The 20,660-nt window shown below is 74.3% G+C and carries 15 protein-coding genes and 1 pseudogene; 9 read left to right on the top strand and 7 right to left on the bottom strand.

Annotated elements, in window-relative coordinates; genetic code table 11:
- Positions 1–33 precede the first annotated feature (33 nt).
- Positions 34–2,484: a glycoside hydrolase family 9 protein gene (locus IE98_RS0127220; RefSeq protein ID WP_043175218.1), complete on the top strand. Its 2,451-nt coding sequence runs from the start codon at positions 34–36 to the stop codon at positions 2,482–2,484.
- Positions 2,485–2,568: 84 nt separating this feature from the next.
- Here IE98_RS0127220 and IE98_RS0127215 read toward each other — a convergent pair whose 3' ends face one another.
- The 3 genes from IE98_RS0127215 to IE98_RS45120 all read right to left on the bottom strand — a co-directional run bounded on the left by IE98_RS0127215 (position 2,569) and on the right by IE98_RS45120 (position 6,584).
- Positions 2,569–2,910, bottom strand: coding sequence for a DUF5713 family protein (locus IE98_RS0127215; protein WP_030273369.1), 342 nt, complete (start codon positions 2,908–2,910; stop codon positions 2,569–2,571).
- A 30-nt stretch (positions 2,911–2,940) separates the two neighbouring features.
- The gene (locus IE98_RS0127210) at positions 2,941–3,633 is read right to left on the bottom strand and encodes a tyrosine-protein phosphatase (RefSeq protein WP_199922973.1); all 693 of its coding nucleotides are present in this window, start codon (positions 3,631–3,633) and stop codon (positions 2,941–2,943) included.
- 89 nt (positions 3,634–3,722) lie between these two features.
- Entirely contained in the window at positions 3,723–6,584 is a 2,862-nt protein-coding gene (locus tag IE98_RS45120) for an ATP-binding protein (protein WP_159401082.1), read from the bottom strand.
- Between the two features lie 399 nt (positions 6,585–6,983).
- Here IE98_RS45120 and tdh point away from each other — a divergent pair, with 399 nt between their 5' ends.
- The 4 genes from tdh to IE98_RS0127185 all read left to right on the top strand — a co-directional run bounded on the left by tdh (position 6,984) and on the right by IE98_RS0127185 (position 12,610).
- Positions 6,984–8,012, top strand: a complete 1,029-nt coding sequence (gene tdh, locus IE98_RS0127200) for an L-threonine 3-dehydrogenase (RefSeq protein ID WP_030273364.1) — start codon at positions 6,984–6,986, stop codon at positions 8,010–8,012.
- A gap of 87 nt (positions 8,013–8,099) precedes the next feature.
- Complete coding sequence (locus tag IE98_RS0127195; protein WP_030273362.1) at positions 8,100–9,293, top strand: glycine C-acetyltransferase; 1,194 nt, start codon at positions 8,100–8,102, stop codon at positions 9,291–9,293.
- A 309-nt stretch (positions 9,294–9,602) separates the two neighbouring features.
- Positions 9,603–11,615 (top strand): phosphatase PAP2 family protein, encoded by a 2,013-nt coding sequence (locus tag IE98_RS43175; protein WP_052391027.1) that lies wholly within the window; start codon positions 9,603–9,605, stop codon positions 11,613–11,615.
- A gap of 77 nt (positions 11,616–11,692) precedes the next feature.
- Complete coding sequence (locus IE98_RS0127185) at positions 11,693–12,610, top strand: LysR family transcriptional regulator (protein WP_030273357.1); 918 nt, start codon at positions 11,693–11,695, stop codon at positions 12,608–12,610.
- A 249-nt stretch (positions 12,611–12,859) separates the two neighbouring features.
- Here the strand turns inward: IE98_RS0127185 and IE98_RS51125 are convergent.
- Positions 12,860–13,255: pseudogene (locus IE98_RS51125) on the bottom strand (SMI1/KNR4 family protein); the annotation flags it as partial.
- Positions 13,256–13,307: 52 nt separating this feature from the next.
- Complete coding sequence (locus IE98_RS0127180; protein WP_030273355.1) at positions 13,308–13,886, bottom strand: TetR/AcrR family transcriptional regulator; 579 nt, start codon at positions 13,884–13,886, stop codon at positions 13,308–13,310.
- Between the two features lie 71 nt (positions 13,887–13,957).
- On the opposite strand from IE98_RS0127180, the gene IE98_RS0127175 reads away from it, so the two are divergent.
- Positions 13,958–14,551, top strand: a complete 594-nt coding sequence (locus IE98_RS0127175; RefSeq protein WP_030273352.1) for a dihydrofolate reductase family protein — start codon at positions 13,958–13,960, stop codon at positions 14,549–14,551.
- On the opposite strand, the gene IE98_RS0127170 is transcribed toward IE98_RS0127175, so the two are convergent.
- Entirely contained in the window at positions 14,529–15,455 is a 927-nt protein-coding gene (locus IE98_RS0127170) for an alpha/beta fold hydrolase (protein WP_063749011.1), read from the bottom strand. The genes IE98_RS0127175 and IE98_RS0127170 overlap by 23 nt on opposite strands.
- Positions 15,456–15,680: 225 nt before the next feature.
- Between IE98_RS0127170 and IE98_RS0127165 the strand changes: the two genes are divergently transcribed.
- Positions 15,681–16,577, top strand: coding sequence for a Gfo/Idh/MocA family protein (locus IE98_RS0127165; RefSeq protein ID WP_030273348.1), 897 nt, complete (start codon positions 15,681–15,683; stop codon positions 16,575–16,577).
- 88 nt (positions 16,578–16,665) lie between these two features.
- On the opposite strand, the gene IE98_RS51120 is transcribed toward IE98_RS0127165, so the two are convergent.
- Entirely contained in the window at positions 16,666–16,917 is a 252-nt protein-coding gene (locus tag IE98_RS51120; protein ID WP_234443686.1) for a chaplin, read from the bottom strand.
- Between the two features lie 442 nt (positions 16,918–17,359).
- On the opposite strand from IE98_RS51120, the gene IE98_RS0127155 reads away from it, so the two are divergent.
- On the top strand, positions 17,360–19,057 hold the full coding sequence (locus IE98_RS0127155) for an acyclic terpene utilization AtuA family protein (RefSeq protein WP_030273344.1): 1,698 nt from the start codon (positions 17,360–17,362) through the stop codon (positions 19,055–19,057).
- Positions 19,054–20,652, top strand: a complete 1,599-nt coding sequence (locus tag IE98_RS0127150; protein WP_030273342.1) for an acyl-CoA carboxylase subunit beta — start codon at positions 19,054–19,056, stop codon at positions 20,650–20,652. The genes IE98_RS0127155 and IE98_RS0127150 overlap by 4 nt, the downstream gene beginning before the upstream one ends.
- Positions 20,653–20,660 lie beyond the last annotated feature (8 nt).

Genomic DNA, 20,660 nt, shown 5'->3' with positions numbered 1-20,660 from the left:
GGACCCCGCCCCCCGCCGTCCCGGAAGGACGCCATGCCGCACACCGCCGCACCCCCACCCGGCCCGTCCGTGCCCGCCGTGCCCGCCACACCTGCCGCGCCCGCCCGTACCGCGAGCCGGCGCCCCCGGCAGGGCTCGGTCCGCCGTACCGCCTTCGGGGCGGCCGCCACCCTCGCGCTCGCCGCCGGTGCCCTGCTGCCCCTGCACGCCGCGCCCGCCCGGGCCGCCGCCCCTGCGTTCAACTACGGTGAGGCGCTGCAGAAGTCGCTGCTCTTCTACGAGGCCCAGCAGTCCGGCAAGCTGCCCGCCACCAACCGGGTGGGCTGGCGCGGCGACTCCGCCCTCGACGACGGCAAGGACGTCGGACTCGACCTCACCGGCGGGTGGTACGACGCCGGCGACCACGTCAAGTTCGGTCTGCCGATGGCTGCTTCGACCACCATGCTGGCCTGGGGCGGGATCGCCGCGAAGCAGGGCTACACCGCCTCCGGGCAGCTGCCGTACCTCAAGAACAACCTGCGCTTCGTCGACGACTACCTGCTCAAGGCGCACGCCGCCCCGAACGTGCTCTACGGCCAGGTCGGCAACGGCTCGGCCGACCATGCCTGGTGGGGTCCGGCCGAGGTGCTGCCGATGGCCCGGCCCGCGTACCGGATCGACGCGAGCTGCCCCGGCTCCGACCTCGCCGGCGAGACCGCCGCCGCCCTCGCCTCCTCCTCGATGGTCTTCGCCGACAGCGACCCGGCGTACGCCGCCACCCTCGTCACCCACGCCAAGCAGCTGTACTCCTTCGCCGACACCTACCGCGGCAAGTACAGCGACTGCATCAAGGATGCCCAGGGCTACTACAACTCCTGGAGCGGCTACAACGACGAACTGGTCTGGGGCGCGATCTGGCTCTACAAGGCCACCGGCGACAGCAGCTACCTCGCCAAGGCCGAGACGTACTACGCCAACCTCTCCACCGAGCCGCAGACCAGCACCAAGTCCTACCGCTGGACGATCGCCTGGGACGACAAGTCCTACGGCGCCTACGTGCTGCTCGCCCAACTCACCGGCAAGCAGCAGTACATCGACGACGCCAACCGCTGGCTGGACTGGTGGACGGTCGGCGTCAACGGCAGCCAGGTGAAGTACTCGCCGGGCGGCGAGGCCGTGCTCGACTCCTGGGGATCGCTGCGCTACGCCGCCAACACCTCGTTCGCGGCCCTGGTCTACTCCGACTGGCTCACCGGCGACGCCGTCCGCAAGGCCCGCTACCACGACTTCGCCGTCCGCCAGATCGACTACGCGCTCGGCGACAACCCCCGCAAGTCCAGCTACCTCATCGGCTTCGGCGCCAACCCGCCGAAGAACCCGCACCACCGCACCGCCCACGGCTCCTGGACGGACCAGCTCACCAGCCCGGTCAACAGCCGGCACACCCTGATCGGCGCCCTCGTCGGCGGACCGAGCTCGCCCGACGACTCCTACACCGACGACCGGTCCAACTACGTCAACAACGAGGTCGCCACCGACTACAACGCCGCCTTCACGGGCGCCCTCGCCCGGCTCTACGGCGAGTACGGCGGCAGCCCGCTCGCCGCCTTCCCGCCCGCGGAGACCCCGGACGGGCCGGAGACGACCGTCCAGGCCTCGGTGAACGCCTCCGGCACCAACTTCACCGAGATCAAGGCCTACCTGGCCAACACCTCGGCCTGGCCCGCCCGTGCGCTGAAGAACGCCTCGCTGCGCTACTGGTTCACCCTGGAGCCGGGGGTGAGTCCCAGCCAGATCACCCTCACCACCAACTACAACCAGTGCGGGGCGATCAGCGGCCCGACCCCGTACTCCGGCTCCACCTACTACGTGACGGTCGACTGCTCGAACACCGTGATCGCGCCGGCCGGGCAGTCCGCCTACCGCAAGGAGGTCCAGTTCCGGATCGCCTCCTCCGGCGCCTGGGACCCGACCAACGACTGGTCGTACCAGGGCATTTCGCCGGTGCCGGGCTCGACGCCGGTGAACGCGCCGAACATCCGGCTGCTGGACGGGGGAGTTCCGCAGTGGGGCGCCGAACCGGACGGCACCACGCCCTCGCCGTTCCCCTCGCCGAGCCCGAGCCCCAGCCCGTCGCCGTCGCCGTCGCCGTCGCCGTCGCCCTCGCCGAGCGGGAGCCCGACCCAGCCGATCGCGGGCTGCACGGTCGGCTACACGGTCGGCAGCAACTGGGGCACCGGGTTCACCGCGGACGTGACCGTGCGCAACACCGGCAGCACGACCGTCTCGGGCTGGACGCTCGCCTGGACGTACCTGGGCAGTGAGAAGATCACCAATGCCTGGAACGCCCGCGTCACCCAGACCGGTACGGCCGTGACCGCCGCGGACTCCGGCTGGAACGGCACCCTGGCCCCGGGCGGCACCGCCTCCTTCGGCTTCCAGGCCACCGGCAGCCCGGCCGCCCTGCCCGCTTTCACGCTCAACGGCCGGGCCTGCACCACCTGATCCACCCTCCCGCCGCGGTCCGGCCCACCGAGGGGGCGGGCCGGACCGCGGACCCCCGTCCGAACGGAAGGGGACGGCCCCCACTCACCAGTCGCGGGTCGCGATCAACTCCTCGACGCCCGCGTCGGCGAAGCCGTAGGCGGCCGCGACGAAGGCGAAGTCCTCGGCGATCTCCTCCCGCGCGACCGTCTCGATCTCGCTGTCCGCGGCCTCGAAGGCCTCCTGCAGCACATTGAACTCCTCGGTCGCGGCGTGGGTGAGGGCGTACAACGCGGCCAGGTCGGACGGGTGTTCGGCCTCGATCCGCTCGCACAGCCGCAGCAGGATGCCGCGGCCGCGGTCGACCACCGCGTCGGGGTAGTAGGCGTCCGCGTAGAGCAGGCGCAGGAAGGAGTGCTCGGCGATCCGGTCATTGGCAATCGGCATGGTGCCGATCCTGCCGCGGGGCACCGACAGTCACCGGGCGCCGAGGGCCGTGCACGCCGCCGACAGGTCGGCCTCCCGGGCGCCGTGCGCCCGTAGGTAGTCGGCGACCGAGCCGTGGTGGCTGCGGATCCGGAGCATCGCCCGGCGCAGGTGGACGGCGGCGACCGGACGGGAGTTGTGGCCCGCGCCGGCCGTCTCCGCGGACAGGCCCAGCGAGGCGTTGGAGCGCAGGAAGTCCGCGGTGACCTCCGCCTCCGAGGCACCGAGCAGCGACTGCAGGACGGCGACGACCACCCCGGTGCGGTCCTTGCCGGAGGCGCAGTGGACGAGGACGGGCAGCGTCCCGGGCGCCGCCAGCCGGCGGACGAGGGCGGCCGCGGCAGGCCCCGCGTGCTCCGCCATCGCGGGGTAGAGCTCCGCCTGCTCGACGGGCCACCGCCGCTCGGTGAAGACCGGCAGGTGCACGTGGTCGACCGCGAACCCGCGGCAGTCGTCCGGCAGCTCCGCCACCTCGGGCACGCTCCGCAGGTCGACGACCGTCCGCACACCCAGCTCCGCCAGCCGGCGCGCGCCCTCGGGCCGCAGCCCGTGCAGCGCCCCCGACCGGTACAGCACACCGCGCCGCAGCCGGCCGATCCCGCCCGCGTCGCGAACGTTCCGCACCCCCGCCACCGCCACGTCCGTCCCCACCGGGCCGAGGCCGGTCCCCTCCGCGATCCCCACGCCGTGCCCCTCCCGTGCCGGTGCTCCGCAGGCCGACGATACCGGGGGCCGGCGCAGCGGAGATTTCGCGCGCCCGGCGGAGACGTGGGTCAGATACCGCGGTGACCACCGGCAACCGATCCGCGCGGCGAGGCCGTGCGAGGGCGACGAACCCAGCGCGGTTGACGGAGGTTGCGTGGCGGGGCCGCTGCTGATGCCAGGAGCAACTGTTCCTCGGCGCCGTCAGGAAGCGGCATGCCGCACGATCGGTGGAGCCAACACGCGCGCAGGGCAGCGTGGCGGGCGTCGTCCGCGCGGTGGGCGGCGCCGTACAGCCGGGTGAGACGCACGGCGGCGACCGCCTCGCCGGCCCGATCCGGTAGCACGGACCGGTGGAGGTTCACGGCGCGCTCGGCGGCGCCGATCCCTTCCGCGGTCGAACCCTGTTCGGCGAGGCAGAGCGACAGCGTGGCGAGCGCACGTCCGAGGGCCCTGCGGTCGTGGAACCGCTCCGCGGACGCGAGCGCCCCCTCCGCGAGTGCGGCAGCCGTCGCCGTGTCACCACGGTGCAGCGCGGTCTCGGCCTGGCCGAGCAGCGCCCACAGCACGCCGCGGTCGTCGTTCACACCGGTGAGCAGAGCCACAGCCCGACCGTAGTCGTCCTCGGCCATCGAGAGGGCGGACTCTCGGTGTACGGCGGAGATCGCGGGTTCGCGCCAGCGGAGCCCGCCGCACCAGTGCTGCGGGAGGGGGCACCCGTCGGTGGCTTCGCTCAGTTGCAGGTCGGCCCGGCTGCGTAGTGCCCAGCCCGTTCCGCGCGGGTCGTCGGTGGTCGCGAACAGGTCGAGGGCTTCGCGCAGGGACTCCGCGGCGCGGTCGCGGTCGCCGCGAAGCCGCGCGACCGCCGCGGTTCCGCGCAGGACCCAGGCGAGCCCGCGTTCAACCGGGAGGGCCCGGAGGATCTCTCCGGCGCGGTCGTATCCGGCCGCGGCTTCGCGAAGGCGGCCCTGGTGGCGGTGGAGGATGGCGAGGTGTCCGATGGCGTCACCCAGGCCGTGGAGGTCGTCGGCCGACCGGAACCGCGTGATCGCCTCTGCGAAGCACGCCTCCGCCGCCGCTTGGTCCGAACCGCTGTTGCGCAGTACTTCACCGAGATTTCGCAGCACCGCTGCGTGTGCCACCGTGTCGCCCACCCGCTCGGACGCTTCGAGCGCGAGGGCATGCGCCTCCATGCTCTCGGCCCAGCGGGATTGACGTTCGAGCCAGATGCTCATGGCGTCGGTCAGCTCCCAGCACAGCCGCCACCACCCGTGGGAATGAGCGCGGGCGACGGCCGCGAGCAGGACCTGGCGTTCCGTGTCGAACCAGCCGATCGGGTCGTCCCGGACCTTCTGCACGGCCTCGTCCGGAACGGGTTGCCGCGGCTCGTGCGAGCGTCCGTTGTGGCGCCGACCGGCATGACGGATCCCCTCCTCGGCCATCTCCGACGCGGCGAGGTACGTCTCGACGAGACGACGCACCCCGTCCTCCGGACGCTCCGTTCCGGCGGACTGCGGCTCCTCCTCGGCCTGCTCCCGGGCGAACAGTCTCGCCAGGTCGTGCAGGGCGATCCGTTCGCCGGCGCCGTCCGCGCCCGTGGGGACGACGAGTTGGGTGAGCATCAGATGCTCCATGCAGCGCGCGGCGGCGGCGTCGTCCACCCCGAGGAGCGGCGCGAGGACCCAACCCGGAAGGTCGGGTGCATCGATCGACGCGAGGAGGCGGAAGCCCCGGCGTTCCAGGAGCGAGCACGCCCTGTAGCTGTCGGTGAAGGCCGACCGCACCTCGATGTCCCCGAAGCTCAGGCGGCCCAGGCGGGTCCGCTCGTCCGCGAGGTCGCGTGCGAGACGTTCCACCGGGCGGTGCGGAGACGCCGTCAGCCGGGCTCCCGCGAGCCTGAGCGCCAGGGGAAGGCCGCCGCACAGCCCGACGATCCGGTCGGCCGCCTCGGCGTCCGCTGCGGCCGCGAACCGCTGCGGTCCGCACAGGCCGGCCAGCAGTTCCGCTCCCTCGTCGACGTTCAGCGGTTGCAGTCGCACGCGCGCCGTGGCTTCCAGGAGCGGGAGCGGGGACCGTGAGGTGATCAGCACGCCCGTGGACGTCGAGCCGGGCATCAGCGGCCGGACCTGTACTTCGTCCGCCGCGTTGTCAAGCACTACGAGGACGTTGCGGCCGCTCAGCTCGGACCGCAGGCGCGCGGCGAGTTGCTCCACGGTGTCAGGGACGGATCGCGGGGCCACACCCATCGCGCGCAGCCATTCGCTCAGCACGTCCCTGGGGTCGGCCGGACGGGAATCGAGTCCGCGCAGGTCGACGAAGAGCTGCCCGTCGATGAACCGGCCCGCCAGGCCGCCGGCCGCGGCCAGCGCGGTAGCCGTCTTCCCAACGCCTCCTGGGCCGTAGACCACACAGACACCCGCGTGTGAAGGCGGACCCAAGGTCTCCCGGATCAGCTCGATCTCCCGCGTTCGTCCGGTGAAGTCTCCCGGTGCCCGGGGGAGTTGCGCCACACCCAACGGTGTCGCCGTGCCCGGCCCGAGCAGGGGGCGGGGCGCCGGGCCGGTCGGGACCGCGCCGGGCGGGGCGGGCTCCGGGACATCGCCGATCCGCAGCACGCCGCTGACCAGCACGGCGTTCCGGGCGCCGGCCACGAGCCGCTCCAGCTCCCGTGCTGCCGCCGGGTCGGCCGCCAGTTCGCTTCTCAGACGGTCCCGCAGATGCCCGCGCGCGGATTCCGACCGGCCGATCCGGTCGATCGCCGTCCTGTCCTGGGTCGTGCGCAGCCGTCGTCGCACCCAGGTGCCGAGGCGCGACAGCCGATCGGCTGCCGCCTCCTCGGCCCGGTCCGCGGCTCTCTCGAACAGCCTGGTCCCCACGTGCCCGCCGGCCAGTGCCAGCAGGGACACGGCGGCAGCAGCCAGTTCCTCGATCATGGTTTGGTCCCCCGTCACCGTCACACCCGTGTTCCGGCCCATGGCTGCTTACCCCTTTGCCGAGCCTTGAGACTGCGGCTCGCGGTGCGGCCGAAGCGCAGCACCGCACGGACCCGCCACCGGCTCGCGCCGGGAGCGCGGCGTGCCGCCCTACGGCGCGCGGGGGTGCGGAGGCGGCCGGCCGCAGTAGCCCGGACGGGTGGTGCTCGGCACGCCGCGGGGGTGCCCGGGGTGCCCGGCGGCCGGTGCTCGGGGACGATCGTTCAGCCCAGCTACGACCGCCCTTAAGAATTCCTCGATGGACCGGACCTGCTCCGGCACGGCAGATTTCACTGTGCCCGGCGGGGCAGGGGTTGCAGCGCCGGGCTTCCGTTCCACCCTCCCTCAGGAGCGCTCGCCGTGAAGGCACTCGTCAAGCACCAGGCCGAGCCGGGTCTCTGGCTGATGGACGTCCCCATGCCGGAGATCGGCCCCGGGGACGTGCTGATCAAGGTGCTGCGCACCGGCATCTGCGGTACCGACCTGCACATCCGCTCCTGGGACGGCTGGGCGCAGCAGACCATCAAGACCCCGTTGACCATCGGCCACGAGTTCGTCGGCGAGGTCGCCGCGATCGGTGCGGCCGTCGCCGACATCGAGGTGGGCGACCTGGTCAGCGGTGAGGGCCACCTGGTCTGCGGCAAGTGCCGCAACTGTCTGGCCGGCCGCCGCCACCTCTGCCGCAACACGGTGGGGCTGGGTGTGGGCCGCGACGGCGCCTTCGCCGAGTACGTGGCACTGCCCGCCTCCAACGTGTGGGTGCACCGGGTGCCGGTGGACCTGGACGTGGCGGCGATCTTCGACCCGTTCGGCAACGCGGTGCACACCGCGCTGTCCTTCCCGCTGGTCGGCGAGGACGTGCTGATCACCGGTGCCGGCCCGATCGGCATCATGGCCGCCGCGGTCGCCCGGCACGCCGGCGCCCGCAACGTGATGATCACCGACGTCTCGCCGTACCGCCTGGACCTCGCCCGCAAGGTCGGCGTCACCCTGGCGCTGGACGTCTCGCAGCACAGCATCGAGGAGGGCCAGCAGCAGCTGGGCCTGCGCGAGGGCTTCGACGTCGGCCTGGAGATGTCCGGCCGCCCCGAGGCGATGCGCTCGATGATCGCCAACATGACGCACGGCGGCAAGATCGCCATGCTGGGCCTGCCCGCCGACGAGTTCCCGGTGGACTGGGCGTCGATCGTCACCTCGATGATCACCATCAAGGGCATCTACGGCCGCGAGATGTTCGAGACCTGGTACGCGATGTCCGTCCTGCTGGAGGGCGGCCTGGACCTCAGCCCGGTGATCACCGGCCGCTACGCCGCGACGGACTTCGCCGACGCCTTCGACGAGGCCGCGAGCGGCAACTGCGGCAAGATCATCCTCGACTGGACCGTCTGAGAACGCACCGCCCGCACCGTCCCGTGCCGGACGGCCCCGGCCGTCCGGCACCCCGTCAGCGAACCTCCATCCAGGGAGACACCACCCGTGTTCGACACCGTGCGCGAAGACCTCGCCGCCACCCTCGACGAGATCCGCGAGGCCGGCCTCTTCAAGCCCGAGCGGGTCATCGGCAGCCCGCAGAGCGCCGCCGTCACCGTCACCGCGGGCGGACGCCCCGGCGAGGTGCTGAACTTCTGCGCCAACAACTACCTCGGCCTCGCCGACCACCCCGCCGTGGTCGCCGCCGCCAAGGACGCCCTGGACCGCTGGGGCTACGGCATGGCCTCCGTCCGCTTCATCTGCGGCACCCAGGACGTGCACAAGCAGCTGGAGGAGCGCCTCTCGCACTTCCTCGGCCAGGAGGACACGATCCTCTACTCCTCCTGCTTCGACGCCAACGGCGGCGTCTTCGAGACCCTGCTGGACGAGCGCGACGCCGTCATCTCGGACGCCCTCAACCACGCCTCCATCATCGACGGCATCCGCCTCTCCAAGGCCCGCCGCCACCGCTACGCCAACCGCGACCTCGCCGACCTGGAGCAGCAGCTCAAGGCCACCCAGGACGCCCGCCGCCGCCTGATCGTCACCGACGGCGTGTTCTCCATGGACGGCTACATCGCCCCGCTGCGCGAGATCTGCGACCTCGCCGACCGCTACGACGCGATGGTCATGGTCGACGACTCGCACGCCGTCGGCTTCGTCGGCCCGACCGGCCGCGGCACCCCCGAGCTGCACGGCGTGATGGACCGCGTCGACATCGTCACCGGCACCCTCGGCAAGGCCCTCGGCGGCGCATCCGGCGGCTACGTCGCCGCCCGCCGCGAGATCGTCGCCCTGCTGCGCCAGCGCTCCCGCCCGTACCTGTTCTCCAACTCGCTCGCCCCGGTGATCGCGGCGGCCTCGCTGACCGTGCTCGACCTGCTGGAGCAGTCCGGCGACCTGCGCGAGCAGCTGAAGGCCAACACCCACCTGTTCCGCACCAAGATGACCGAGGCGGGCTTCGAGGTCCTGCCCGGCGAGCACGCCATCGCCCCGGTCATGATCGGCGACGCGGCCGAGGCCGGCCGCCTGGCCGAGCTGCTGCTGGAGCGCGGCGTGTACGTGATCGGCTTCTCCTACCCGGTCGTGCCGCACGGCCAGGCCCGCATCCGCGTGCAGCTGTCCGCCGCCCACTCGACCGAGGACGTCGAGCGCGCCGTCGCAGCCTTCGTCGACGCCCGCGCGGCGATGGGCGAGTAGCACCCCGGGGCCCCGGCCTCGAACCGACCACCACCGCGGGGCGCGGCCCTACCCTCACCGCGCCCCTGCGGGGCAACCCCCGGCCCCGCTCCGCCGTCGGCCCGGCCTTCCCCAGCCGGGCCGGCGGCGTTCCCCGCTCCCGGCGCCCCCGCCCCGTCCCGCGCACCCTCCGCCGCCACCCGGGCGGCACCCCAGCGGATGCGTAGCGACCGCCGCCGCTGGACAGTCGCAAGGGAGGACCGGCCACCGGACCGCAGCCACTCCCGCGGTACCGGCCGACGGCCGGCGCACGCGGCGAGAGGAGCAGGGATGCCACCGGTGCCCGCCCTGCCGCTGCCCCGGCCCCGCGTCCCCGCCGCCGCCCGCCTGGCCGCCGCCGCCACCACGCTGGTCGTGCTCGCCGTCTGCGCCCCGGTCACCTGGAACACCCTCGTCGAGCCCGTCGGCCGCCCCAGCCCCGTCGCCGACCTCGCCGCCACCGGCCTCGGCGGTTGGTACGCGATCGGCACCCGGGCCGTCCTGCTGGCCGCCGCGCTCGCCGCCGTCGTCGCCGTCGGCCTGCTGCTCGCCCGCGACCCGCCGCCCGGCCTGCCGTACCCCGGCGCGGTCGGCAGTGCCGCCGCCGGCGCCCTGCTGCTCAGCGCCGACCTGCGCGGCCGGCCCGTCGACGCCGTCCTCGGCCTGGCCGCCCTCGCGCTCGCACTCGCCGAGATGCTGCCGCGCACCCGCCCGCCCGAAGGGCTCGCCCTCGGCACGGCGATCGCCCTCGAACCGGCGCTCGCCCTCTTCGCCGTGCTGCTGGTCTGCCGGCGGCAGCGGCGGCGCGCCCTCAACGCCCTCGTCCTCGCCCTCGCCCTGAACACCGCCGCCTGGGCCGCCCGGCCGGAGGAGACCGCCCGCGGCTGGCGGCAACTGATCGACCCGCTGGTCGCCGTCGGGCCCGACAACCAGTCGGGGTACGGCCTGCTGCTCCGCCTCGGCCTGCGCGGGCCGCTGCTCGCCGCCGTCTGCCTGGCCGCCGCCGCGGCCGTCACCGTGCTGGCCCTGCGCCGCGGCCTGGCGTACACCGCGGACGGACAGCACCTGCTCGCCGCCGGTGCGGTCGGCTGCGCCGCCGTCGTCGTCTCCCCGCTGACCGGGCCCGCCGACTTCGGCTGGCTGCTCGCCGCCGCGGTCGGCCGCCTCGGGCACCGCCCCGAGGACCGGGCCCTGTGGCCGGTGGCCGCCGTCACCGTCGCCCTGCTGTCCAGCAGCATGCTCGACCCGCAGATCGAACCGGTGACCACCTTCCTGCTGCGCGGCGCCGCCCCGCTGACCGCCGCCGCGGCCGCCGCCCTGCTGCCCTTCCGCCGCACCACCGACCCGCTCTGGACGCTGCACCGCGCGCCCGCACCCACCCCGCAGCACCCCTTCGGCCTCCGCCGGCTGCCCCTGCTGCCCGCCGGGCTGCGCCCGGTCAGCCGGCCCAACCTGCTGATGGAGCTGCTGTTCATCCAGGTCGGCTACGGCATCTACACCAAGATCCGCAACGCCGCGCCGAACCGGATCGAGGCCGCCGTCGACCACGCCCGCGACGTCTACGGCGTTGAACGGTTCCTGCGGATCGACGTCGAGCGGGCGGTCAACGGCTGGGTGCTGCGCACCCGCGGCATGCTCGACCTCTCGTTGCAGTACTACAAGACCTTCCACCTGATCGCGCCGCTGGCCGTGCTCGGCTGGCTCTACCTGCGCCATCCGCGCCGCTACCGGACCAGCCGCACGGTGCTGTTCACCGCGACCGGCCTCGCCCTGCTCGGCTTCTGGGGCTACCCGCTGGCCCCGCCCCGGCTCACCCCCGGCCTCGGCCTGCGGGACAGCCCCTACGGCGGGCCCGACGGCTCGCCGCTCGGCGCGCTGACCGCCCTCACCAACCAGTTCGCCGCGATGCCCTCGCTGCACTGCGCCTGGGCGTTCTGGTGCGCGGGGGCGGTGATCGCCGCGACCCGGCGGCGCTGGGTGCGGGCCGTCGCGGTGCTCTACCCGCTGCTCACCCTGTTCGTGGTGGTCGGCACCGCCAACCACTGGCTGCTCGACGCGGTCGGCGGGGTCGCCGTCGTCCTCGCGGGCTGCCTGTTCCAGTACGTGCTCACCGGCAGGCGGATGTTCGACCGGTCGGCGGTGCTGGCGGCCCGGGTCCGAGCCTGGGCCGGCCGGCCTGGGCCCGCCGGTCACCCGGCACCGCCGCCGGTCGGCCCGGGCGCCCCGGTCGACCTGGACCGCGCCCGGGGCCCGGCACCGCCCGCCCCGAGCGCCGAGCACGTGGAACGCCGCCGGGACCCTTGACGTCCGGCAGGAGCGGGCGGGGCTGGGCGCTCAGGGGTGCGGAACGGCGGGCTCCGCGCCGCTGGCAGAATTGAGCCGTGATCGACGCACGACGGCTGCGGACCCTGCGGGCCGTGGCCGACCACCGCACCGTGACGGCCGCCGCGGCCGCGCTGTACCTCACCCCCTCCGCCGTCTCCCAGCAGCTCGCCGCGCTGGAGCAGGAGACCGGCCACCACCTGCTCGCCCGGGACGGCCGGGGCGTCCGGCTCACCGCGGCCGGCGAGATCCTGCTCGGCCACGCGGACGCGGTGCTCGCCCAGCTGGAGCGGGCCGAGGCCGACCTCGCCGCCTACAGCGCCGGGGTCGCCGGCGAGGTCACCGTCGCCGCGTTCGCCACCGGCATCGCGCTCGTGCTGGCCCCCGCGATCACCGAACTCGCCGCCACGGCACCCGGCGTCCGGCTGAAGGTCCTCGACGCCGAGGGCGACGCCAGTCTGCCGATGCTGCTGGACGGCCAGGCCGACATCGCCGTCGCCGTCGAGTACCGGGGTGCGCCGCGCGCCGACGACCAGCGGCTGACCCGCGTGCCGCTGTACGCCGAGCCCTTCCGCGCCGTCCTGCCGCTCGGCCACCCCCTGGCCGCGGGGGAGGGCCCGGTCGCGGTCGCCGACCTCGCCGCCGAGCCGTGGATCGGCCCCTACCCCGGCAACCCCTGCCACGACGTGGTGCTGCTCGCCTGCGAGCACGCCGGGTTCCAGCCCCGGCTGCTGCACTCCTCGGACGACTTCCGGGCCGTCGTCGCGCTCGCCTCCGCGGGCGCCGGGGTCGCCCTCGTGCCGCGCTCGGCCCTGCCCGGCGCGGACCTCTCCGCGGTGGCCGTCCGCCCGGTGGACACCGAGCTCGCCACCCGCAAGGTCTTCGCCGCCGTCCGCGCCGGCGCCGAGCATCACCCGCTGATCGCCCCGGTGCTGACCGCCCTCACCGACGTCGCCCGCGGCCTCGACAGCCAGTGACCCGCGGACGGCTCGGCCGAGGCCCACGGGAGCGGGGGTGAGCGGCTCGCCGGTCAGGGGCGGCCGGAGGTCCCACCACGGCTCGCCGTCCGCGGTCAGGTAGGGGTCGTACGTTCCGCGGACGCCGCCGCCGTGCCACAGGGCGCGGGACACCTCGTGCAGGTAGGCGACCGGGCCCGGCCGGGCGTCGGAGAAGTCGCCGCCGCCGGAGTGGCCGGCCAACCCCAGCCGACCCGAGCCGCGGCCGGGGCGCAGGTCGATGACCTGGAGGCCGCCGTCGGCGCCCTCGGCCCAGGGCACCCACAGCGGGTGCCACCAGGGCTCGTCGTCCCAGCGGCGCACTGCCGGGCCGTCGTTCCGGGCCGCGGTCTCCAGGCGCATCCGCCCGTGCTCGGCGATGTCCGCAGCCCCGAGCGGCGAGTGCTGCGGGAACAGGCCTGTCCACCCGGTCGCGCCGTCGTGGCAGCCCAGCGACTCGCGCAGCTCGGCGGGGAACGGCGCACCGAGCGCGCGCTCGGCCGCCGCCACCGCGCTCGCGCCGGCCGGCGGCCGGAGCGCGGCCGCCGTGGCCGGGGCCTGCACCGCCAGCCAGGCGTCGATGCGCCGCCAGGCGGAGGTCACGGTCCCCTCCGGGTGCTCCGTCATGATGCCGTCCTCCCAGCAGTCCTCCCAGCCGTCCTCTCAAGTCAAGCGGGCGCTACTGCTCCGGGACGATGCGGTCCACCGCGGCTGCGACCAGCTCGTCGCGCTCCTCCGGGGTGAGCACGTCGGGCAGGGTGAGCTGTTCGACGATCAGCCAGTTCAGAGCCAGGTGGAGCAGTTTGACGGCGGTCGCGTCGCCGGGCAGGCCGGAGGCCCGGTGGTAGGCCAGGTTGGCGTCGAGGTCGGCGCGGACGCGCTCGGTGAGGACCTCGCGCAGCGCGGGGCGGCGGGTGGCCTCCAACCGGAGTTCGAGCAGGGCCAGGTAGCCGGTGCGGAAGGACGAGACCCGGGCGACCAGTTCGCGCATCAGCTCGGCGTAGGTCCCGCGGTCGCGGGCGGCCGTGCTGTGGCGGGCGACGGTGGCCTCGTCGGGCTGGAGCCGCTCGTACACCCGGGCGCCGGCCTGGGTGAGCAGGTCGTCGCGGTTGGCGAAGTAGTTGGAGGCGGTGCCCGCGGGCACCTCGGCCGCCGCGTCGACCGCGCGGAACGTCAGACCCCGCGCACCGTCCCTCGCCAGGACCTCGATCGCGCCGTCGACGAGGGCCGCGCGCCGTTGGTCGTTCCGTCTCGCCATTGACACCACTCCAGTCGTAGTACTAAGTTTCAAACCACTTCAAACAGAGTACTACGACTGGAGTCATCAGAGTGCGAAAGCTCGTGTACTACGTCGCCGTCACCCTCGACGGACGCATCGCCGGCCCCGGTGGCGAGTACGACTTCTTCCCCCAGGGGGACGAGGAGCAGGCCGCCGCCTACTCCGCCTGGACGAACACGCTGTACCCGGAGACCGTGCCGACCGTCGTCCGGGCCGCCCTCGGCCTGGCCGACGCGCCCAACCGGCGCTTCGACACCGTCCTCATGGGCCTCGGCGCCTACCGCCCCGCCCTCGACGCGGGGATCACCAGCCCCTACGCCCACCTGCGGCAGTACGTGGTGTCCAGCACCCTCCGCCCGGACACCGACCCGGCCGTCACCGTCGTCCCGGGCGACCCGGTCGCCCTCGTCCGGCAGCTCAAGAAGGACGGGAGCAGCGGCCTCGACATCTGGCTCTGCGGCGGAGGCAGGCTCGCGGGCGCGCTGCTGGGCGAGGTCGACGAACTGCTGATCAAGAACTACCCGGTGGTCGCCGGCGCCGGCATCCCGGCCTTCGACGGCGCCTTCGACCCGACCGTCTTCGACGTCGCCGAGCGCACCGCCTTCCCCAACGGCGTCACCCTCACCCGCCTCGTCCGCCGGTAGTGCTCCGGCCGGGCCCGGGTGCTCGCCCGGCGGGGCGTTCCCCCGGGGCGGTGTGCGGGGCGGTGTGGGCGAGGACGGCGGGGACGACCGTCGGCCAGTCGGCGCGGTCGACACCGTGTCCGGCGTCGGTCAGGACGAGCAGCCGCGCGCCGGGGATCCGCTCCGCGAGGGCCTCGCCGTGCGCCAACGGGAACATCGGGTCGGCCGTCCCGTGGACCACCAGCACGGGCACGGCGACGGCGGAGAGGTCGGCCCGGGCGGGCGTGCCCTCCGCGAGCAGGTCGTGGTTGCCGGCCGCCGCCGGGTCGCGGGCCCGCTCGGTCTCGCGTCGGACGAGGCTGCGGGCGGCGGCCTCGTCGAACGGCCGCCGACCCCCGGCGAGCAGGCGCGCGTACGCGACCCGGTGGTCCGTCCCCGCGTCGGTGCCCGGCCGGTCGTCGGCCGCGGCCGAGGCGAAGCGCAGGAACTCCTCGGTCGGCGGGGGCAGCTCCCGACCGCCGGACACGGCGGAGGAGGTGCTGATCAGGACGAGGGACAGGACCCGGCCCGGCTGCCCGAGCGCGAGCAGCTGCGCGAGCGCCCCGCCCGCCGAGACGCCCACGACGTGCGCGGCCGCGATCCCGTGGCCGTCGAGCACCCGCGCGGCGTCGTCGACCAGGTCCGATCCGGTGTAGCCGGGGCGGCCCGGCGGCCAGCCGGTCGAACGGCCGGTGTCGCGGTGGTCGTAGCGGATCACGTGGCGCCCGCCCGCGGCGAGCAGCCGGCAGAAGTCCTCGTCCCACCAGAGCATCGAGGCACCGGTGCCCATGACGAGCAGGACGGGCGGATCCGCCGGGTCGCCGAAGGACTCCGTGCACAGTTCGACGCCGTCCGCGCCGACCGGGCCGACCATGCGCTCGACCATCGCCCCGCTCCTCCCGTGTCCGGTGTCCCGTCCATGCTGCCCGCGGCGTCCGCGCGGCGCCGGAATCTGACGGTCCGTCGGATCCGATCTCCGGCATCCGCACTGCTCAACGGCATGACTGGCATATGCTGCTGGGCGGCCCGGCCCCCGACCACCCAGCAGGGGGCCACCACACCCTCAGCAGGAGAGTCCGTGAGCCACGACCACGACATCGATCCCGCCCCCCTGCCGGTGGCGGTGATCGGCCTCGGCGACATCGCGCAGAAGGCCTACCTCCCGGTGCTCACCGCCCAGCCCGGCCTCGACCTGCGGCTGATGACCCGCGACCGCGCCAAGCTGGACCGGCTCGGCGACGCCCACCGCATCCCGCACCGCTACACCGACCTCGGCGAGGTCATCGACAGCGGCATCCGCGCGGCCTTCGTGCACGCCTCCACCAGCCAGCACGTCCCGATCGTCGAGCAGCTGCTGACCGCCGGCGTCGACGTCTACGTGGACAAGCCGCTGGACCACACCCTGGACGGCGCCCGCCGCCTGGTCGACCTCGCCGAGCAGGCCGGCCGCTCGCTGCTGGTCGGCTTCAACCGCCGGCACGCCCCCGGCTACCTGCTCGCCCAGGAGCGGCCGCGGGACCTGATCGTCCTTCAGAAGCACCGCGAGGGGCTGCCGGAGGCCGCCCGCTCCGCCGTCTTCGACGACTTCATCCACGTCGTCGACACCCTGCGCTTCCTGGTGCCGGGCGAGATCGAGCACGTGGACGTCCGCTCCCGCAGCCGCGACGGCCTGATGGAGCACGTCGTCCTCACCCTGGCCGGCCAGGGCTTCACCGCCCTCGGCATCATGAACCGGATGAGCGGCGCCACCGAAGAGGTGCTGGAGGTCTCCGGCGGCGACTCCAAGCGGAGCGTCATCAACCTCGCCGAGGTGGTCGACTTCCGTGGCCAGCCGACCGTCCGGCGCCGCGGCGACTGGGTCTCCGTCGCCCGCCAGCGCGGCATCGAGCAGATCGTGCTGTCCTTCCTGGAGTCCGTCCGCGCCGGCAAGGTGCTCTCCGCGCGGGACGCGCTGCGCACCCACGAGCTGTGCGAGCACGTCGTCGAGCAGATCGAGGCCCAGGTCTGACGGACCGCCACCCGTCCGGGGCGGTGCGCGGCGGCGCCCCCGGCCGGCCCGTGGAGCGGGCCGCGCCGGGGGCACCCGTGCGCGAGGCTCAGCTGTTGGTGCAGACGTTGCCGGCCGTCGGGTTCAGCAGCCCGATCAGGTTGATGCTGTTCCCGCAGATGTTGACGGGAATGTGGATCGGAATCTGAACCACGTTGCCGGACAGCACGCCCGGGGAGCCGATGGCCGTGCCGACGGCGCTCGCGTCGGCGTTGGCCACGCCGGCCGTGCCCAGCACGAGCGCACCGGCGGCGGCGGTCAGCGCGAGAGCCTTGCGGATGTCCTTCACGGTCTTCTCCAATTCGGGAGGGGACGTTCCTGGGTGGAACCATGGGCGCCGGGCCGACGGCCTGCCGGCCGGGCGGCGCCCGCCACCCAGTCTTGGCACGGGGAGACGGAACGGTCCTCCGGGCGCGCGCGAGGTTCGTCCGCCCGGGTGGGAATCTCCACGACCACTGGGCCATCGGCGGTACTGCGGACCCCACTTCTGATTACGGGCTGTGACGGGGCATCGGATTCGGACCCGCACCACCCCCGTACGGCCCCGTCCCTCGCCGGACGAACCGTTCCGCCGGGCCGTCACGCGCGAGGTGTCCCGGGGCGGCCGCGGCGAGGTCCATGAGGCGTTCCGCACGGCATTCGGGGGTGGTCGGGAGAGGTTCCGGAGCAAAACAAGCATGCATGCTTGATTTATCCGCGGGCCGCTGCCAGGCTGCTGCACGACCAGCGCAGGGGAGGCGGGCATGCTGCGGATCGGCAATGCGTCCGGGTTCTACGGCGACCGATTCGCCGCGTTCGAGGAAATGCTCACCGGCGGACCGCTGGACGTGCTGACCGGCGACTACCTCGCCGAACTCACCATGCTCATCCTCGCCAGGGACCGGCTGAAGGACCCGGGCCTCGGCTACGCCAAGACCTTCCTCCGGCAGGCCGGGCAGTGCCTCGCCCTCGCCGCCGAACGCGGCGTCAAGCTCGTCGTCAACGCCGGCGGACTCAACCCCGCCCGGCTCGCCGAGGCGGTCGCCGACCTCGCCGCCAAGCAGGGCCTCGCGCTGCGCACCGGCCACGTCCTCGGCGACGACCTGCTCGCCCGCGCCGCCGAGTTCGGCCCCCGGCCCGGCCTGCTCGCCGCCAACGCCTACCTCGGCGGCGCCGGCATCGCCGCCTGCCTGCGCGGCGGCGCCGACATCGTCGTCACCGGCCGGGTCACCGACGCCGCCCTCGTCACCGGCCCCGCCATGGCCCACTTCGGCTGGGGCCCCGACGACCTCGACGCGCTCGCCGGCGCCGTCGTCGCCGGCCACGTCCTCGAATGCGGCGCCCAGGCCACCGGCGGCAACTACGCCTTCTTCCAGGAGCACCTCGGCCCCGGCCGCGACCCCCGCCCCGGCTTCCCGCTCGCCGAGATCCACGCCGACGGCAGCAGCGTCATCACCAAGCACCCCGGCACCGGCGGCGCCGTCACCGTCGGGACCGTCACCGCCCAGCTGCTCTACGAGACCGCCGGACCGCGCTACGCCGGACCGGATGTGACGGCCCGCCTGGACACCGTCCGGCTCGCCCAGCAGGGGCCCGACCGGGTGCTCGTCGAGGGCGTCCGCGGCGAGGCACCGCCGCCCGCGCTCAAGGTCGGCCTCAACCGGCTCGGCGGCTACCGCAACGAGGTCGTCTTCGTCCTCACCGGCCTCGACGTCGAGGCCAAGGCCGACCTGGTGCGCCGCCAGTTCGAGCAGGCGCTCACCCGCCGGCCCGCCGAACTCCGCTGGACCCTCGCCCGCACCGACCACCCCGACGCCGACACCGAGGAGGCGGCCTCCGCGCTGCTGCGCCTCACCGTCCGCGACCCCGACGAGCGGGCCGTCGGCCGGGCGGTCGGCGCCGCCGCCGTCGAACTCGGCCTCGCCGGCTACCCCGGCTTCCACCTCACCGCACCGCCCGGACCCGGCACCCCGTACGGCGTCTTCGAGACCGCGTACACCGACCGGCGCGGCGTCCCGCACACCGCGGTGCTGCCCGACGGCACCGCCCGGCCCGTCCCCGCGCCCGAGCGCACCCGGCCGCTCGAACCGCTCGCCGAGCCGCCGCTGCCGGAGCCGCTGCCCGCCGGGCCGACCCGCCGTGCCCCGCTCGGCCTCGTCGCCGGCGCCCGCAGCGGCGACAAGGGCGGCGACGCCAACCTCGGCGTCTGGGCCCGCACCGAGGACGGCTGGCGCTGGCTCGCCCACACCCTCACCACCGACCTGCTGCGCCGACTGCTCCCCGAGACCGCCGGACTGACGGTGGAACGGCACCTGCTGCCCAACCTGCGGGCCGTCAACTTCACCGTCGCCGGACTGCTCGGCGAGGGAGTCGCGGCGCAGGCCCGCTTCGACCCGCAGGCCAAGGCGCTGGGGGAGTGGCTGCGCTCCCGGCACCTCGACATCCCGGAGGCACTCCTGTGACCGTCCTCCCCACCCGACTCGACCCCGGCGGCGCCGAGCACTCCGCCCACCGGGCCGCGATGCTGGAGAAGCTCGCCGGCCTGGAGGCCGAACACGCCAAGGCGCTGGCCGGCGGCGGACCCCGGTACGTCGAGCGGCACCGCACCCGCGGCAAGCTGCTCGCCCGCGAGCGGATCGAACTCCTCCTCGACCAGGACTCGCCGTTCCTTGAGCTCTCCCCGCTCGCCGCCTGGGGCAGCGACTACCCGGTCGGCGCCGCGCTGGTCACCGGCATCGGGGTGATCGAGGGCACGGTCTGCGTGATCACCGCCAACGACCCGACCGTGCGCGGCGGCGCCAGCAACCCGTGGACGCTGAAGAAGGCGCTGCGGGCCAACGAGGTCGCCCTGCACAACCGGCTGCCGCTGGTGAACCTGGTCGAGTCGGGCGGCGCCGACCTGCCCAGCCAGAAGGAGATCTTCATCCCCGGCGGGGCGCTCTTCCGCGACCTCACCCGGCTCTCCGCCGCCGGCATCCCGACGATCGCCGTCGTCTTCGGCAACTCCACCGCCGGCGGCGCCTACGTGCCCGGCATGTCCGACCACACCGTGCTGGTGCGGGAGCGCGCCAAGGTCTTCCTCGGCGGCCCGCCGCTGGTGAAGATGGCCACCGGCGAGGAGGCCGACGAGGAACGGCTCGGCGGCGCCGACATGCACGCCCGCACCTCCGGCCTCGCCGACCACGTCGCCGAGGACGAGCCGGACGCCTGCCGGATCGCCCGCCGGATCGTCAAACGGCTGCACTGGCAGCGCAGCGGCCCGCTGCCGGACGTCGCCGCCGAGCCGCCGAAGTACGACGAGGAGGAGCTGCTCGGCATCGTCCCCGGCGACCTGCGGGTGCCCTTCGACCCGCGCGAGGTCGTCGCCCGGATCGTCGACGGCTCCGACTTCGACGAGTTCAAGCCGCTGTACGGGCCGAGCCTGGCCACCGGCTGGGCCACCGTGCACGGCTACCCCGTCGGCATCCTCGCCAACGCCCAGGGTGTGCTGTTCAGCGCCGAGTCGCAGAAGGCCGCCCAGTTCATCCAGCTCGCCAACCAGCGCGACATCCCGCTGCTCTTCCTGCACAACACCACCGGCTACATGGTCGGCGAGGCGTACGAGCAGGGCGGCATCATCAAGCACGGCGCGATGATGATCAACGCGGTGGCGAATTCGAAGGTGCCGCACCTGTCCGTGCTCATGGGCGCCTCCTACGGCGCCGGGCACTACGGCATGTGCGGGCGGGCCTACGAGCCGCGGTTCCTGTTCGCCTGGCCGAGCGCCAAGTCCGCCGTGATGGGCCCGCAGCAGCTCGCCGGCGTGCTGTCCATCGTCGCCCGGCAGTCCGCCGCCGCCAAGGGCACCCCGTACGACGAGGACGCCGACGCGGCGATCCGCGCCATGGTCGAGCAGCAGATCGAGGCCGAGTCGCTGCCCGCCTTCCTCTCCGGACGGCTCTACGACGACGGCGTCATCGACCCGCGGGACACCAGGACCGTGCTCGGACTCTGCCTCTCCGCCGTGCACAGCGGGCCCGTCGAGGGCGCCCGCGGCTACGGCGTCTTCCGGATGTAGCTTCTCGT

Origin of the sequence: Streptomyces sp. NRRL B-24484 (genome assembly GCF_000717715.1) — a bacterium.
In the GTDB taxonomy this organism is placed as follows: domain Bacteria; phylum Actinomycetota; class Actinomycetes; order Streptomycetales; family Streptomycetaceae; genus Kitasatospora.
Note: the sequence above shows the minus strand (reverse complement) of the source record. Positions and strands in the feature narration are given on the sequence as shown.